Below are 16,304 nucleotides of genomic sequence, written 5' to 3'. Positions count from 1 at the left end.
CCATAATCACTTGAATATTCCCAACCAATACCCAATTTTATTACTAACAAGAAAATTATAGAACAAGTGTTCGAAAAAGTAAAGTATTTGACTATCAACCACATGCTGTATTCGTTACCAGTAAGCAGTATAATGGTGAGTTTGGTTATGACTTTTATAAGTAATAAATACTAACAGCCTAAATTTTGGGGAACGGAACAGACATTATGCCTATTGACGCACAAGCTTTAACCATTCAGATTGGTGCGCGAACGCTGTTAAATCCTACCGATTTTCACGTCACAAAGGGAGATAAGATCGGTTTAGTCGGCAGAAACGGCGCAGGCAAAACTACGCTTACTCGCGTTATTACAGGAGACATGCTGCCAGCAGGAGGCTCGGTTAGAGTTAGTGGAGGTTTAGGCTACTTACCTCAAGACACGCACGCAGCAGACCCAGAGCAAAGTGTTATAGATCGCATTATGAGTGCTCGAGATATTGCTTCTATCGTTTCGCGTATTCGCAAAGCGGAAAAAGAAATGACAGATCCAGATCCAGACATAATGACTAAAGCTATGAACCGCTACGACAAAGCAATGCAAGATTTTGAAAAAGCAGGCGGTTATTCAGTGCAATCTGAAGCAATATCGATGGCAACAAGCTTGGGACTTCCACAAGAAGTTATGCAACAAGCTTTAGGAACACTTTCAGGTGGTCAACGTCGCCGCATAGAACTTGCTAGAATTCTGTTTTCTGACGCAGATACATTAATTCTCGATGAGCCTACAAACCACTTAGACGCAGACTCAATAATATGGTTGCGCAATTATCTTAAACGATTTGAAGGCGGATTCCTAGTAATTTCTCACTCCACAGAATTACTAGACGAAGTAGTCAACAAAGTATGGCATTTAGATGCGCAACTTGCAAAAATAGACATGTACTCAATGGGTTGGAAAGCATACTTGCATCAGCGCGTAGTAGACGAAGAAAGACGTCGTCGCGAACGAGAAGTTGCAGAAAAGAAAGCTGAACGCCTTATGAAACAAGGCATTCGCTTGCATGCTAAAGCTACAAAAGCAGTTGCTGCTCAAAACATGATGCGAAGAGCTGAACGCCTATTAAGCGAAACAAGTGAAGCTCAAAAACAAGAAAAAGTTGCAGATATTCGTTTTCCAGAACCAGCTGCATGCGGAAAAACTCCAATTATGGCAAAAGATATTTCCAAAGCGTATGGTTCTAATATTGTTTTCGCTGGAATTAATCTTGCTATAGACAAAGGTTCACGCGTTGTCATTCTAGGCTATAACGGTGCTGGAAAAACAACAACATTACGCATTTTGGCAGGAGAAGAAACAGCAGATACTGGTGAAGTTCAATACGGACACGGATGCAAAATCGGTTATTTTGCACAGGAACACGATACATTAGACTTGGATTCTACAGTTTTGGAAAACCTTCAGCATGTTGCACCAAACCTGGATGACACGCAAGCACGTTCTATGCTTGGCAGCTTCCTGTTTTCCGGCGACGACGCAATGAAGCCTGCAAGAGTGCTTTCAGGTGGCGAAAAAACGCGTCTAGCACTTGCAACACTAGTCACTTCCAAGGCCAATGTGCTACTACTAGACGAACCTACTAACAACTTAGACCCAGCATCTCGAGATGAAATACTTAAAGCTATTGCAAAGTATGAGGGAGCAATTGTTCTTGTTACACACGATGAGGGTGCAGTTCAAGCCTTACAACCTGAGCGAGTGCTACTCATGCCTGATGGCGACGAAGACTTGTGGAATGACGAATATCTCGATTTAGTTGCCGAAGAGTAAAATGTTGAACTGAATTACTTGAATTGTGCAATAGAATGGTTAAGCAGTGATTTCAACGTACGCGTCTAAGACTTTGCCAAATACGGCAAATAGTGACAACAGTCGTATAAGCAATCAAATTGACAAACATTGCATAAAACGTACGCTACATTTTTTGCGAATACCATTCATCGTAATAATTCTTATAACCTTATTTGAATGTTCTATTGGAAATCTGCCATTTTGGAGCAGTGTTACAGGAAGCACAGATAGCATTTCTGCACACAACGATATAGGTTCTGGAATTAGACGCTTAGCTTCCGGCGGCATTCTTATAACGGATCCTTCAGAAGCATATTTAGAAGTAACATCCGATGGAAGTTCGCCTTATATTCGCTTAGAGCCTGCGATTATTAAAAAGAAAAGCAAAAATAATAATCTTATTTCAAACATCAATGTTTTAGTTGAAGCAAACAAATACTTAAGCAAACCTCAAAGCACAAACACTGCTTCTCTAAACCCATCTTTGCTTAAACTTCCAAAACAAGCAGTAGGAAAATCTTGCATTGTTAGAGTGTGGCTGCAACATCCAATAGGATCAATATTAAATATTGAAGACTCAAGAGCAAACGTTCGAGTGCCTTTTAGGTGGTCATGGGGTCGCGTATTAATACTTGCTATTTTTGCATTTCTTGTTACGCTTTGGAATCCTTGGTCCAAGCTTTGGAAAATTAAACTCAACACTCATAGTCTTATTCAACGTTGCTGCTTTGCTGCTTCTCTTCTTCCATTTATTGCTGTTGGGTTAATAACTATTTTTTGGAATTTACGAAACGCAACTCCTATGCATTTTTACACAAACGGTAATTATGCATATGATTTTGATCAATATGCCCACACTGCAGACGCATTGTTAAAAGGTCAAGTGCATTTAAATCTTCCTGTTCCTAATGAGTTAGAACACTTGCAAAATCCTTACGACCCTACGGCTAGAAATAATTTGTTAAACCACTCAGTACAACATATGTATTGGGATTACGCATACTACAAAGGTCACTGGTATTCCTACTTCGGAGTTCTTCCAGCAATATTGCTATTTTTGCCTTATCGCATTATTTCAAGACTATGGACTCCTGAAGGCTCTATGCTTCCAACAACAGTAGCTACGATAATATTCTTAATTGGTTTTCTTATCGCAGGCTCCCTATTGGTTATTCGAATTATTGAGCAGACTTCAAAAAAAGTATCTTTAGGAACGACATCCATTGTTCTTGCTTTATTCTTCATTACTTCAAATACAGTGTATTTGTGGTTTAGAACGTCATTTTATTCCGTACCTATGGCAGCCTCACTTTTCTTCACATCTCTTGGATTGTGGTGCTACCTAGGTTTTAATAAAACACACTCTTTGCTAAATATTGTTTTAGGTTCTTTCTTTATTGCATTAAATTTAGGATGTAGACCTACTTTTTCTATAGCCGTTCTTTTTGCACTTCCTGCAATTTATTCGCATATAGAAAAAGATTTACCAAATATTTTGCGCAACTGGAAAAAAGTTTCTTCATGGCATAAGCCTTTTAAATATTTTGCAGCTTGGATACTGCCATGCGTAATTACTGCAATTCCATTTGGCGTTTATAATCTTTTGCGCTTTGGCTCACCGTTAAATTTTGGCAATGAGTATCAAATAACTATTACTGACATGACGACTATGCGTTTGCCGTCACAAAATATTTTGCCGTCTATTTTCAGCTATATTGCGCTACCTTTGCGTTTTATTCCAACTTTTCCTTGGATTGGTATTCAGCCTATTGCATTTGACCGTTGGCAATATGCAGAGCCTATGATTGGCGGAATGTTTACACTTTCACCATTGGCATTAGTTGGCATAATATGCGTATTTATTATGAAAAAACGCTGCCGCACGCATATTGCTTGGCAAACAAGCGTAATAGCTATAATAGTTGGGCTTGTTCTTATTGTTTTTGACAGCTTAAAAGCTGGTATCGGATGGAGATATATTGCTGATTTTGCGTGGTCTTTTGCTATAGCTGCCGCAATTGGAATTAGCTTGCTTTTAGAATATGCATCCACTTTGCAATCAGAAAATTCTTTACATAAAAAAACTATTGCTTACACAATACGCTTACTTGTAGCAGTATTGCTATTTGCTTCTATTGCTATCGCTGTACTCAGTTGGTTTGTTACAGGACGTGAAGACAGCACGCTTCGTTTTAACCCAAACTTATGGTTCGCGTTTAGAAGTTGGATGACATTGTTTTAAATAATTATTTATATAATTACTATTCTTCTAACAATGCATCTACAGTTCGAAGAAGCGCATGCAATCCGCTAATAAACTGCTGCGGCTCTGGCAATAATGACAATGCTAAATACCCATTAACTGGCATATCGAAATAATATCCAGGTTGAGAAACTAAATTATAATCTTTCATCAATCTCAAAGCTAATACATCATCGTCAATGCAAGATGGTACACGCAATAAAATATTCCATCCGCCCTCCGCACGCAACGCGCTAACACAGCATTTAGGCGTGGATGCCAACGTTTCTCGAAGCGTATGCAGATTATTAATAATACGATTTCGTACAATAGCGCTTTGAGAAGATGCATATTGCAATAATTCTGGTATTCGCTCAGAAACAGTATTACCAATAGGCAAAAAATCATCCGCTATAACGTCAAGCCTTTTTTGTGCTTCATAAACATCATCTTTAGGACCTGAAACTTCAATCCAACCAACTTTTGCGTGAGGAGCAGCAAGCATTTTGGAGAATCCATCAAGCGCAAAAACTAAAGTAGAAGATTCTCCAGCAAGACGAGCATTTCCAGCAAAAGGTTCAAGCGAATATTCATAAAATACTTCGTCTGCAATAATCGCAACACCATTATCACGACATAATTGCAATAGTATTTCACGTTCTTCAGGCTTGACATATGAGCCTGTAGGATTATTTGGATTAATAAGCACAAGAGCTTTAATACGCAAAGACACATCTTCTAAAAGTTCTCTAACACGCGCAATATCAATAGTCCAAGAACCATCATAGTGCAAAGGATACGGTATTGCATTCACGCATTGCAAGCGCGCAATAGACTCTATAAGAGGATATCCAGGAGTCGGTCCCATAACGGCATCCCCTGCATCACATAAAAGCATCATAAGCCATGCGTAAGCTTGAGAAGTTGAAGAAAGCACATAAAGCTGATCTGGATTAAGCTTTGATGGAACAGACTTTTCAGTGCGGTTATCTCGCTTATTGATAAAGTTTGAAAGAATATCGCGAATTTCCTTAGGACCCCTAGGGTCTGCCGTGTAACGTCCACTTAAACATTTAGGCGCTAAGCCGTGAGACGTTGGATTGGAATCGTTTAATTTAGTAAGCTTTACGCCATTAACAATAGCTTTTCGCTGAGCTAAAATAATAGGATTTGGCTCACTCACATCTACTCTAGAAGAAAATCGCACGAAACTACCCTAACACTTGGCATAACAAAAGCTGGGCTGCAGTATAAACTGCTCACCCAGCTCAATAGATAACAAATAATATTTAGTTATTTTTTAGTTTTGCTGCATCTTTTGCATTGCATAGTAAGCTGCACCAATAATTCCAGCCTCATTATGCAATGTTGCAACAACAATAGGAGTTTTAATATCGATATGCGGCAAGAACTTTTCGCTTACGCGGCTAACACCGCCACCGACAACAAACAAATCTGGGTTGAAATACTTTTCCATCAGGCCGTAGTACTTAGTCAAACGCTTAGCCCACTTCTTATAGCCCATATCCAACTTTTCACGAACAGAAGAAGCAGCGTACTTCTCAGCATCGCCCTTACCTTTTTCAAGCTGAATATGACCAAGCTCAGTGTTTGGAATAAGCACACCGTTGTAAATCAAAGCCGTGCCAATACCAGTGCCAAGAGTAGTAGCAATAACCAAGCCATCCTTGTCTTTTGCTGCACCAAAACGCTGCTCAGCTAAACCAGCAGCATCGGCATCGTTAACTACTGTTACAGGACGACCACAAGCCTCGCTAAAGACTTCAGTAACATCAACACCAATCCAAGACTGGTCAAGATTTGCCATAAAATCAAGCTTCTTACCAGGCTTAATTGGAGCAGGGAACGCAATTCCAACAGGCACATCTGCAGGTACTTCAAAATGTTCAAGCTGCTGACGAACAATATCTGCAACTGCTTGAGGCGTAGAAACCGCAGGAGTGAGAATTTTGTATCGAGGTTCTGCGAACTCTCCCTTTTCCAAATTTACTGGAGCAGCCTTAATACCGGAGCCACCAATATCGACGCCAAATGCTTGTGCAGTGTCAATCATTTCACTAACACTCCCCTCTGAATGTGTGCTGTATGGACAATTACCAGTATTCTATCGTATATTTGATACGACACGCTTACTGTTTACTAACTTCTACTTCAACGAAGGCATAGGTTTCCAGTCTTGATCGTGCAAAATTTTTCGAGAATCAATCCAACCGGTAAACAATTTACCAATACCCGAAATAATATGCTCACGATCGACAGCTATCAAACGAATAAGCTCTTTAGCAGCTGTTAAAGCAGTTCCAAGCGCAAACATAAACGGACGAAAATCGCCATGAACCATAAAGTAGCGAGCCATAAAGCCCCTATTTCGCATAATATGATAACGATTCATGTCCGATGTTGAATTTAGCTGACGCACTCCTGCAATATCCCAATTAGGAATATCACGAGTGCGACGAAGAATAATATCCGGAACAACAATAGGATTCGTAACCTTACTCGCAAGATACCCGTAAGTAGTATCATCCCAGTAAATAAAGTAGCGCGAATCCGGGAAGCCGATTTTTTCAACTATATCTCGACGAATCAAACCGCCCTCAAAACACATCGTATTCATAACTTTATATCCAGCTCTGCCGAAAGCAGCAGGCGCAATAGGATTTGGAATACCAAGCGGAACCAAAAAATCGTACTGCCAGTAGAATTTACCACCGTCATAATCTAAACGACTTCCTTGAACAACAGCATGACGCTTAGTCCAAGGAGCAAGACGCTCAATAGATTCAGGCACTGTTTCAACATCGTCATCCATAACCCAGAACCACTTAGCTCCAAGTTCATAAGCTTTTTTAACACCAGCACTAAAACCGCCAGCACCACCAAGATTTTCATCTTGAGGAGCATACACAACATGAAGTTCATTGCCTTCACAATCTTTTTGAGCTTTACCCCAACGATTAGTTAAAGAAGCTTCAAGACGAGCAACCATTTCGCCGGTTTTGTCACTGCACTCATTGTCAACAACGACAATACGCCAAGGGCATTCTTTTAAACATTCAAACGAATGGAATAAATTCTCCAAAAGCTCTTGACGCTTATAAGTGACAACAACAATAGCTAATTTATCAATGCTAGTTGCGTTATTAGTAGTAATTTTTTTTGATGCACTCGTATTGCTCATACTTGTATTCTCGCACCTACCCTCGCCACACAATTATCACAACAATGTTCTTAGCATGAGATACAAAAGAATAGTTAGTTTCAGGGAAGGTGAAAATCCTTACTGGCGGTAACAAAATACGTATTTCATGCGTTTTTGAAGCCCGCGAGCGGCTTACAAGCTGCTGATTCGGTTAAATTCCGAAGCCAACGGTTACAGTCCGGATGAAAGAAACGGAGACCCATCATGGGCATTTCTAATACAAATAATCACCAAACTTATGCAAAGAACTCTAACTGGTCTAGCGAAAAAATAGCAAAATACGCTCTATTCGTGGCACTTTCAATGGCTGTAAGTTTCATAGAATTTCCACTTATTCCAGACTTGTCGTATTTAAAATATGATCCTTCAGGAATAGTATGCCTAGTTGCAGGATTCGCATATGGTCCTGCAGCTGCAGCAATAGTAAGCATACTAGGTTTCGCACCGCACTTATTTACCAATCCACTAGGCACAGTTATGGCAGTGCTAGTATCTTTAGGAGCTAGCGTCACAGCGGCATTGATTTACAAAAAAATGCATACCAGAAAAGGCGCAATAATCGGACTTTTGGCAGGATCAATTATTGCTATTGCTCTTGCAATAGCTGGAAATCTTGTTATTACGCCACTTTATGCTCACATGACTGTTTCACAGGTTGTGGCTCTTATTATTCCAGCACTGCTACCGTTTAATATTATTAAACTTGCACTTCACGTTGTAGTAACTATGCTTATTTACAAACCAATTTCCAACCTACTACACGAAAATAAATAATAATTCTAAGCGGCATAATTATGCATAATATCAGCACAAGTAGTAGCATGAACGAAGCTAAAAAGCACATGATTGAAAATAATGCGCAAGTAGTGTTGCGAAATGTTTGCTTTAGCTACGATGATGGAAAAACTTGGACGCTTAATAATTTAAGTCTTACAATTAACGCTGGCGAGCGCGTGGCAATTGTGGGATTAAACGGTTCTGGTAAGTCAACCTTGGCAAAAATTATTGCAGGTTTAACGGCACCAGATAGCGGTTACGTTACATTATGCGGTGAAAAAGTTTTTGAAAATACTACTGCTTGTGCTGAATCATATAAAAAAGCACGAAAATATATTGGTGCACTTTTCCAAAGTCCTGAAGACCAGATTATTACAACAATTACTGAAGAAGATGTTGCTTTCGGACTAGAAAATTTGCAATTCCCTCGAAAAACAATGTATAAGCGTATCAGTGAAGCTTTAAAAACTGTTCACATGGAAGATAAGCGTTACGATGACCCTAGCACTATGAGCGGAGGACAGCAGCAACGAGTAGCTTTAGCAAGCGCTATTGCTATGAATTCTAAACTGCTTGTTCTTGACGAACCTACTTCTATGCTCGACTCGTTCGCTCGCAAAGACGTTGATGCTTTATTCGATAATTTGCATAAAAATGGCACTACTATTGTTCAAATTACACACAATTTTGAGGAATGCAAACGAGCAAATCGCATACTTCTACTAAAAAATGGCATTCTGAAAGAAGTAAGCTTTAATGGTTTAAAAACTTACCTTTCTAATATTGAGTTGGCTAATAATCATTTAACTAAAATCAGCAAGAACAAAAACTTAACAGATAGCAGATTCAAAGAAAATGAGTCAGATATCGCTGTAGAAATTTCCGGACTAACTGTTAAATATGATAAAACTTCTCCAGCTGTTATTGACGATTATTCACTCACTGTTAAAAGTGGCGAAACAGTTGCAATAATGGGCGAAAACGGCTGCGGTAAATCAACTCTTGTTAAAACAATGTGTGGATTGTTAAAAGCCAATTCAGGAAACATAACAGTGCATGGTATATCTGTTAGAGGTAAAACATCTAAAATAATACGACAAAAGCTACATCAAACAATTGGCTACGTTATGCAACTGCCAGAACAACAGCTTTTTGCTGATACAGTACGGAATGATGTTTCGTATGGGCCAAAAAATTTTGGGCTGAAAGGCAATGCTCTTAAAGAACGTGTGGATGAAACCCTACGCTTATTGAGCCTTGAGAATTTGGCTGAAAAATCACCTTTTGCGCTTTCTGGAGGTCAGCAGCGTCTTGTTGCAATAGCTGGCGTTTTAGCTTGCAAGCCACGCGTGCTCGTACTGGATGAGCCAACAGCTGGATTAGATTTTGAAGCTGCGTTACGTATTCGAGAAATTCTTGGAATGCTACACAATCAAGGCGTAACCATAATACTTATTACGCATAATCTTCAAGAAGTAGAAGATTTAGGCGCAAGATTAGTAACATTGAAAACAAGGAATAAAGCAAGCAATAAAGAATGCAGCACAGCAAAAAATATTGAAAATACCAAAAACAAAGAAAGTTCCGCAAAAGCAAAAACAACTTCGCTACTTCAATCTTTTGACCCACGCGCGACGCTGCTATCATGCTTTATTCTTATGCTAAGTGCTTTTAGTATTACTAACTACATACAGTTAGCTATTCTTGCTTTTGTAACATTTACTCTAACTGTTGCTGCAAAAATACCATTTGTTAAGCTTATTGCTTCACTGCACATGATTATTGCGGTATTTGTTTTCTCCGGATTACTTAACATTCTGGCAGTGCGAACTGGTACAGTGCTAGCAAATATTGCAACTATTCCTATTACAACTGATGGAATTAATTATGCAATACTTTTTGCAACACGATTCTCGCTTGTTATTATCATTGGAGCAGTTCTAGTGCTAACAATGAGTCAGACAACGCTTAACGAATCTTGCACACGATTACTATCACCACTTCGACATATTGGAATACCAACGCAAGAAATAGCACTTATTATGAGCCTAGCGCTACGGTTCTTACCAACACTCAGTGCAGAAGCGCACTCTGTGGCACTAGCGCAAATCGCTCGAGGAAGTAGCATTCGAGATGGTTCTTTTAAGCAACGAGTACACGCTATAACAGCTTTAATAGTGCCAGGTTTTGCAGGAGTAATTCGCCATGCTGACACTCTTGCGCTCGCATTAGATGCACGCTGTTACACGCCTGGAGCTGAAAGAACTCACTTGCACTCATGGAAAATGCGTATAAAAGATGTGCTGCTATCAGTAGTTACTCTTGGTGTTGTAAGCGCGATTATTGTGTGCAAAATGCTACCTTTGTAATAAAATTTTGAAAATATTTCACACTTTTGCAGCGCGCGTAATAAATACACAATGCACAGTAAATAAATTTGTATTATCACATGCAACAATTCGCAATATACTGTATAATCCGTTAAGCACTATGTAATTTATGTAATATTTGCGTTATAAAACTTGCATTTGAAAGGACGCCTTATGGCATTGACAAAAAAGCAGATTAAGCAGCTCCGCGCGCTCGCTAATACGCTTAGCCCACTTTTATACGTTGGCAAGAACGATATTACTGATGCAGCTGTGAAGCAAGCAGACGAAACCATGCAGTACCACGAGCTCATGAAGTGCTCTGTGCAAGATGGTTCCGGATTAAGCGCTAAAGAAGCTGCTGATGCACTTGCTCAAAAGCTCGGCGCCGAAGTCGTGCAAGTAATTGGCAATCGTTTTGTTTTGTTCCGCGTATCTCCATTAGACAGCGTTGAACACATTATGCTTGTGCGTGAATAATGATTTAGATTAACACGCCGTTTAAATCGTATACGAATGGGCTTCTCTAATTTGAGAGGTCCATTTTGCTTATGAGAAGCTATATAAATTACGTAATCAAGACAAAAATACGCATAATTTTTGCATGTTTTCTTATCAGCGCATATAGATAGAATTGCATGTAAGAATTTCGCTTAAGAGAGATTGATTGATTCGAAAACTGAGTCAGCGATGCTTATTTTGTATCATGCTTGAGATGGAGGTTTATTATGAGTAAAGCTAAAAGTTATTTTTGGGGATTCGTTGTTGTCGCTATATTAGCTGGTTTGTGCTATTGTGTTCAGCACAATCCTTCTTTTAGCGGATTGCGTCACTTACTTAATATAAAACCAGATCTTAACGCTATTAGCGAAAAGTGTCATTTACCAATAAAACGCAGCTACGCTCTCGGAGGAGATAATGCGATTATAAAAGTTGGAACTGGTGACAATTTTCAACAAGCCGCATCATGCGTACTTGATGAGTTTCCTTCTTCTGACGCAAATCATAAAAAATTAGAAAATATTCTTTATAAAAACGGCAACCCATTCGACATGAATGACGACAATCATATTTTTATTGTTAGCGACCCATGTTCTGTAATGATTTTCCCAACTACTGCTGGTGACGTTATGATTGTTGGAAATGCTAATAATCTTTCCAAAATAGACAACGGCTCACTCATGGCAGGTTTAATGAAAGACGTTTCTTCCAATTACGGTGAATGAGTTACACATAAAACGTAGGTTTTGCCAAAATACGATTAAACAATTGCAACTTTGCGAAAGTAGAGATGCTGGGTATGAAAAAGAATAGTGATTTTCTGTATTATTGCGTATCGACTGTTGTACTTATATGCTGGCTTACAACATGGGTTGTGTATGTTTGCTTTGTTGCCGACACTGCACAAAATAGCGGTTTTTCACTGCAACATGTTGCCAGTAGTGCCATAAGCACTATCACAAAACCGCATACTCGCAATGCAGATGACATTCGTTCTCAAGCTGGCCGCGCTTATAAAGACGTACTAACTAATCTCAACGGCAAGTATAAATTTGGTGATGCAGATAAATATTATTATTCGCTTTGGGATGTTAACAATGACAAAATTCCTGAGTTGATTGTAACTGCTGCGAAAGTTGTAGATCCAAATTGTTCGCCAGCACAAAATGGTGAGACTTGTGAAAATGATCGACCAATATCAGCTCGGTTATTTTCATATGATGGGAAAAAGTTAGTCATTCCCTCAACCATACTTAGTTATGGCACTAATTTTGGAACTATGTTTTTTGACAAAAATCATGATGGTATTGTTTTCCTTGAAAATAAAGTACCAGATGGCGGTTATTCTGAGATCCATAACTGGTCGGAAGATCCTCATTTCCCATGGAAAAAAACAATATATAAACTGCAAAATAATGATTTTGTTAAAAAAACTTATTTAGTTGAATATCCTATCGACACAAATCTAACTAAAGGTAGTAATGAGTTAGGTAAAGTAACTGCGCCAAATTATTTGGAATCTGATGATCTTAGCGAAATTAATAAGTTAATTAATATAACTAAATTAACTTCTAAAGAGCGTCAGCATGAAGCAGAAGTGCTGAAATGGCGAGAAAAAGGTTATCAGGTTTTCGACGGTACAATATCTAGTGAAAATGAATTTATTTTCACTAAACGTCTTCTTATTGTTACTAATTTTCATGGAACAGAAAGTGGTTTTTCTGCTCCAGGTACTCGTGTAACAAGAGGTTTAATTCCTCAAGCAAATTCTGAAGAAGATAATTCTAAATTAGATGCTTATTTTTCAAAATACGCAAAAACTGGGGATAAATTTACCATAGCTATTAAAGATTCTAGATATTGTTGTTGGGATGAAGATCTTTCAGGAACTCCGGAAGCTTTTGATGCTATGCATATTATTCCGTAATATGCAGTGAGCGCAGCATTACAAAACTTTCTGTTCCTATGAAGTGATACAGGTAAATGCACATAGTTATATAGATTAAAGTGCTCCATGAATGTTGAACTGCCTCAGCAGTTTTTCAATCATGGAGCATTTTATTTGCGCGAATAAATTTCATTTTTAAATGAATATCACTTCGCTTGATGCATGTAATGCAGTTTAGTCACGTTCAGGAAGCTTACTCCAGTCGAAAGGCTTTTCAACCAAGTAGTATGCAACACTATCGTCTGGAGCAGGCTTAAATGGAACAGCCTTGTGCTTAACTGTTGGCACGAACGGGTTATCTTCTATTGCACCTTTGTAAGGCTCAGCATCAACAGTTGTTTTAGAATACAGTTTCGGATTTCTGCGTAAAATAAACGGTCTTGTAGTATCTGGCTTTTTATTGCCTTTTCCTTCAAAATAGCCAGAAGATTCAATCTTATTAAGATTTGCATGAACTGGAACTACAAGGAAGAAGTCGCGCATTCTAAACGAAGAGTCTTTCCAATAGCCAGGAATTTTATCAGGACTTCCATATTGTTTAATGTCTTCAGGAGGTTCAAACGCGTCAACCCACTTACCATTAACACACATATTGCCAATATTGTCATTAGCTGTTTCACCACAATATGGCAATCCCATTCCACGATAAAGTTCAAAGGCGCCAGTGTCTCCAACAATCAAATGATTCTTCATCTGACTGTCTTTATTCTTATCATTATCCTTATAAAATATCATTCCGCCCATCTGATGAGCACCATTACCAAAAGTTAAATACTCATAGAAATGAGAATCATCAGGGTACTTAGGATCGGTAGGAAGCTGCAAAAACATATAGTCCGGATCATCTTTAGGATAATCATGTTTCTGAAGCTCAATACAGTCGCCATCATTAGTACACCAAGTGCCAATAACAGGAGACGCATTAGTCACATACATTATAGTCTTGTCACTAGGATCATTTTCTGTAAGCACATTTTTGGTTTCAGAAGCGTCAACACCGTAGTACAAGTCAACATGCCCACCAGAAAACTTTGTGCCTAAAGCAGGTTTAGAAGAAATAATCTTACCAAGATTCTTTTCTGACGAGAAATGCGGGTGCAATGAAACATCTTTCAATCCCAAATCTCGCAACTTATTTACTGCTTCGTCTTTATCCATGCCGAACAAGTCTGCAGGAATACCTTTGTCTTTAACTCCAACAGCAATACGAATCACGCCATCATCACTACTTCCGCTCGAAACTGAGAAGCCTGGCATCGGGTCAGTTGCAATAACTTTTCCAGTATTAGTAGAAATAATATTGTATGTTTCAACAGGAACACCCATAGATTCAGCTATTTTCTTAGCTTTTTCGAGAGGCTGACCTACTACTCCCTTTTTAGGAATTCCAGGACCTTTAGATTCTATAACAGTAACATGCGATGAACTTTGCACACGTTGACCAGGACGAACATTAGTAAAACGAACAAAACCACCACGTTTAACAGAAGAAAACTCTTTAACAATAATAACTTTCACACCCTGCTTACGTAAATCGTCTACAGTTTTTTGCAATGGCGCACTTTTTAATGCACTAGCTTTAGGAATAAGAACAGTATGACTACTTTGTGAAGGTAAATAAAATACCATAAACGCAACCGCAGCAGCAATAACAAGTACTACAGCAACAATTGAAGCAATCAGTAGTTTAAATTGCTTTGATTTAGTAAAAGATTTCTCGCTACTACTTTTTGCAATATACCCAGGCTGAGTATAAGTTTCTTTTACAGGTGGCACATTATAATTTTCATTCGCAACATCCGAATAATTTGCAACAACATTGCCACATGAATCACAAAACTTACTATTCTGCTCTAGTTTATTTCCACAATTTTCACAAAATGCCATAATTCCCTCTCTTAACTGTGCTCGCACTTACCGAGTTTTTAACACAGCAAATCCCTCTTAAGTGAAATATCTACACACGATTCTAGTTACACTGTCCGATAAACACAAAGATGCAATAACAAACACAGCACTTATTTATTTGTTAGATTCGTGAAGAATGGCACGGATTTGAGATAAACGTTGCGAAATCTCCTGCTCGTAGCCGCGATTCGACGGCTGATAGTATTCGCGACCAACTAGCTCATCTGGCATGTACTGTTGGGATGCTACAGCACCCGGATAATCGTGAGCATACTTGTACCCGTCATGGTTTCCCCAACTTTTCATCAAAGCAGTTGGAGCGTTACGCAAATGAAGAGGAACTTGACCAATATTTCCAGCATCAACATCTTGCAAAGCCTGATTAATAGCATTGTAGCTTGCGTTTGATTTAGGAGCGGTTGCTACAGCAATCACAGCTTCCGAAAGAATAATACGCGCTTCTGGCATGCCGATTAAAGCAACTGCTTGAGCTGCTGCAACAGTTACTTGCAAAATTTGCGGAGCTGCCATACCAACTTCTTCGGCAGCAGCAATCATAATTCGCCTTGCAATAAAACGCGGGTCTTCACCAGCTCGAAGCATTCGCGCTAAATAATGCAAAGAAGCGTCAACATCACTTCCGCGCATCGACTTAATAAAAGCAGAAATCACATCGTAATGATCGTCGCCGTCTTTGTCGTAACGAACTGTAGTAGTATCCATTACGTTAGAAACAATATCAGCAGTAATTACAGGCTTCTTTTTGCCATGCTGTAACGCAACATCTCCTGTTACTGCTCCTGCAGCCGCCTCTAAAATAGTGAGAGTTTTGCGAGCGTCTCCCCCGCTTAAGCGAATAATAGAATCTATTGCGTCATCGTCGATTTTAAGCTGATTATTAAGACCATTTTCGCCAGTTAGCGCACGTTCTATAAGAGTATGCAAATCTTCAACGCTAAGTGACTCAAGTTTAACAACTACTGATCTACTAAGTAGCGGCTTAATAATTGAAAAGCTTGGGTTTTCGGTAGTAGCTCCAATAAAAGTTACGTCGCGATTTTCAACGCTTGGAAGCAAAGCATCCTGCTGAGATTTAGAAAAACGGTGAACTTCGTCAATAAATAAAACTGTTTCTTGACCATTACTAACTAAACGCTCATGCGCGCGATCAAGTACCGCACGAACGTCTTTAACTCCAGAAGTTACAGCAGAAAGCTCTTCAAACACGCGACCAGACTGACGAGCAACAATATAAGCGAGCGTAGTTTTGCCAACTCCCGGAGGACCAAACAACACAACAGAACTTGGAGCAGTAAGAGAACCTCTAGATTGCGGATTTGCAAGCCTACGCAAAGGAGAACCTTCTTTTAGAGCATGCAACTGCCCTAGTACGTCTTCAATACTGCTCGGGCGCATACGCACTGCCAACGGACGAGTTACATCACTCGGCGCGCTACTTGCTGCAAATAAATCCTGCTCCATAAATACCAGCTTACACTACATATAG

General features: G+C 39.2%; 12 protein-coding genes and 1 riboswitch. Of the genes, 7 read left to right on the top strand and 5 right to left on the bottom strand.

What is annotated here, in order from left to right:
• Window positions 1-206: 206 nt before the first annotated feature.
• The gene (locus HXT26_RS02490) at window positions 207-1,808 is read left to right on the top strand and encodes an ABC-F family ATP-binding cassette domain-containing protein (RefSeq protein ID WP_012914200.1); all 1,602 of its coding nucleotides are present in this window, start codon (window positions 207-209) and stop codon (window positions 1,806-1,808) included.
• Window positions 1,809-1,854: 46 nt separating this feature from the next.
• Window positions 1,855-4,071, top strand: coding sequence for a hypothetical protein (locus HXT26_RS02485; RefSeq protein ID WP_004106583.1), 2,217 nt, complete (start codon window positions 1,855-1,857; stop codon window positions 4,069-4,071).
• A 19-nt stretch (window positions 4,072-4,090) separates the two neighbouring features.
• Here the strand turns inward: HXT26_RS02485 and HXT26_RS02480 are convergent, their stop codons facing one another.
• From HXT26_RS02480 to HXT26_RS02470, 3 genes are all read right to left on the bottom strand, one after another.
• Window positions 4,091-5,278, bottom strand: a complete 1,188-nt coding sequence (locus HXT26_RS02480) for a pyridoxal phosphate-dependent aminotransferase (protein WP_422112072.1) — start codon at window positions 5,276-5,278, stop codon at window positions 4,091-4,093.
• 93 nt (window positions 5,279-5,371) lie between these two features.
• Complete coding sequence (gene ppgK, locus HXT26_RS02475) at window positions 5,372-6,145, bottom strand: polyphosphate--glucose phosphotransferase (RefSeq protein WP_004108876.1); 774 nt, start codon at window positions 6,143-6,145, stop codon at window positions 5,372-5,374.
• Between the two features lie 93 nt (window positions 6,146-6,238).
• The gene (locus HXT26_RS02470; RefSeq protein ID WP_004106577.1) at window positions 6,239-7,273 is read right to left on the bottom strand and encodes a glycosyltransferase family 2 protein; all 1,035 of its coding nucleotides are present in this window, start codon (window positions 7,271-7,273) and stop codon (window positions 6,239-6,241) included.
• 72 nt (window positions 7,274-7,345) lie between these two features.
• A riboswitch (FMN riboswitch) is annotated at window positions 7,346-7,492 on the top strand.
• Window positions 7,493-7,498: 6 nt separating this feature from the next.
• Between HXT26_RS02470 and HXT26_RS02465 the strand changes: the two genes are divergently transcribed.
• From HXT26_RS02465 to HXT26_RS02445, 5 genes are all read left to right on the top strand, one after another.
• Window positions 7,499-8,068 (top strand): ECF transporter S component, encoded by a 570-nt coding sequence (locus HXT26_RS02465; RefSeq protein ID WP_004574293.1) that lies wholly within the window; start codon window positions 7,499-7,501, stop codon window positions 8,066-8,068.
• Between the two features lie 47 nt (window positions 8,069-8,115).
• The gene (locus tag HXT26_RS02460; protein WP_422112090.1) at window positions 8,116-10,440 is read left to right on the top strand and encodes an energy-coupling factor transporter ATPase; all 2,325 of its coding nucleotides are present in this window, start codon (window positions 8,116-8,118) and stop codon (window positions 10,438-10,440) included.
• 174 nt (window positions 10,441-10,614) lie between these two features.
• Window positions 10,615-10,920, top strand: a complete 306-nt coding sequence (locus HXT26_RS02455) for a YhbY family RNA-binding protein (protein WP_004106568.1) — start codon at window positions 10,615-10,617, stop codon at window positions 10,918-10,920.
• A gap of 248 nt (window positions 10,921-11,168) precedes the next feature.
• The gene (locus HXT26_RS02450; protein WP_116442733.1) at window positions 11,169-11,666 is read left to right on the top strand and encodes a hypothetical protein; all 498 of its coding nucleotides are present in this window, start codon (window positions 11,169-11,171) and stop codon (window positions 11,664-11,666) included.
• A gap of 74 nt (window positions 11,667-11,740) precedes the next feature.
• Entirely contained in the window at window positions 11,741-12,868 is a 1,128-nt protein-coding gene (locus tag HXT26_RS02445) for a hypothetical protein (RefSeq protein WP_422112071.1), read from the top strand.
• Window positions 12,869-13,063: 195 nt separating this feature from the next.
• On the opposite strand, the gene HXT26_RS02440 is transcribed toward HXT26_RS02445, so the two are convergent.
• Window positions 13,064-14,776: a PASTA domain-containing protein gene (locus HXT26_RS02440; RefSeq protein ID WP_004106566.1), complete on the bottom strand. Its 1,713-nt coding sequence runs from the start codon at window positions 14,774-14,776 to the stop codon at window positions 13,064-13,066.
• Between the two features lie 135 nt (window positions 14,777-14,911).
• Window positions 14,912-16,279 (bottom strand): replication-associated recombination protein A, encoded by a 1,368-nt coding sequence (locus tag HXT26_RS02435; RefSeq protein ID WP_004106565.1) that lies wholly within the window; start codon window positions 16,277-16,279, stop codon window positions 14,912-14,914.
• Between the last annotated feature and the right edge of the window lie 25 nt (window positions 16,280-16,304).

Source organism: Gardnerella sp. DNF00497B, from assembly GCF_049262725.1.
In the GTDB taxonomy this organism is placed as follows: Bacteria; Actinomycetota; Actinomycetes; order Actinomycetales; family Bifidobacteriaceae; genus Bifidobacterium; species Bifidobacterium leopoldii.
Note: the sequence above shows the minus strand (reverse complement) of the source record. Positions and strands in the feature narration are given on the sequence as shown.

What these genes read in the sequence shown, in the direction of transcription:
- HXT26_RS02450 (WP_116442733.1), top strand. Translation starts at nt 11,169, where the DNA reads ATGAGTAAAGCTAAAAGTTATTTTTGGGGATTCGTTGTTGTCGCTATA.
- HXT26_RS02440 (WP_004106566.1), bottom strand. Translation starts at nt 14,776, where the DNA reads ATGGCATTTTGTGAAAATTGTGGAAATAAACTAGAGCAGAATAGTAAG.
- HXT26_RS02455 (WP_004106568.1), top strand. Translation starts at nt 10,615, where the DNA reads ATGGCATTGACAAAAAAGCAGATTAAGCAGCTCCGCGCGCTCGCTAAT.
- HXT26_RS02460 (WP_422112090.1), top strand. Translation starts at nt 8,116, where the DNA reads ATGAACGAAGCTAAAAAGCACATGATTGAAAATAATGCGCAAGTAGTG.
- HXT26_RS02470 (WP_004106577.1), bottom strand. Translation starts at nt 7,273, where the DNA reads ATGAGCAATACGAGTGCATCAAAAAAAATTACTACTAATAACGCAACT.
- HXT26_RS02445 (WP_422112071.1), top strand. Translation starts at nt 11,741, where the DNA reads ATGAAAAAGAATAGTGATTTTCTGTATTATTGCGTATCGACTGTTGTA.
- HXT26_RS02465 (WP_004574293.1), top strand. Translation starts at nt 7,499, where the DNA reads ATGGGCATTTCTAATACAAATAATCACCAAACTTATGCAAAGAACTCT.
- HXT26_RS02490 (WP_012914200.1), top strand. Translation starts at nt 207, where the DNA reads ATGCCTATTGACGCACAAGCTTTAACCATTCAGATTGGTGCGCGAACG.
- HXT26_RS02435 (WP_004106565.1), bottom strand. Translation starts at nt 16,279, where the DNA reads ATGGAGCAGGATTTATTTGCAGCAAGTAGCGCGCCGAGTGATGTAACT.
- ppgK (WP_004108876.1), bottom strand. Translation starts at nt 6,145, where the DNA reads ATGATTGACACTGCACAAGCATTTGGCGTCGATATTGGTGGCTCCGGT.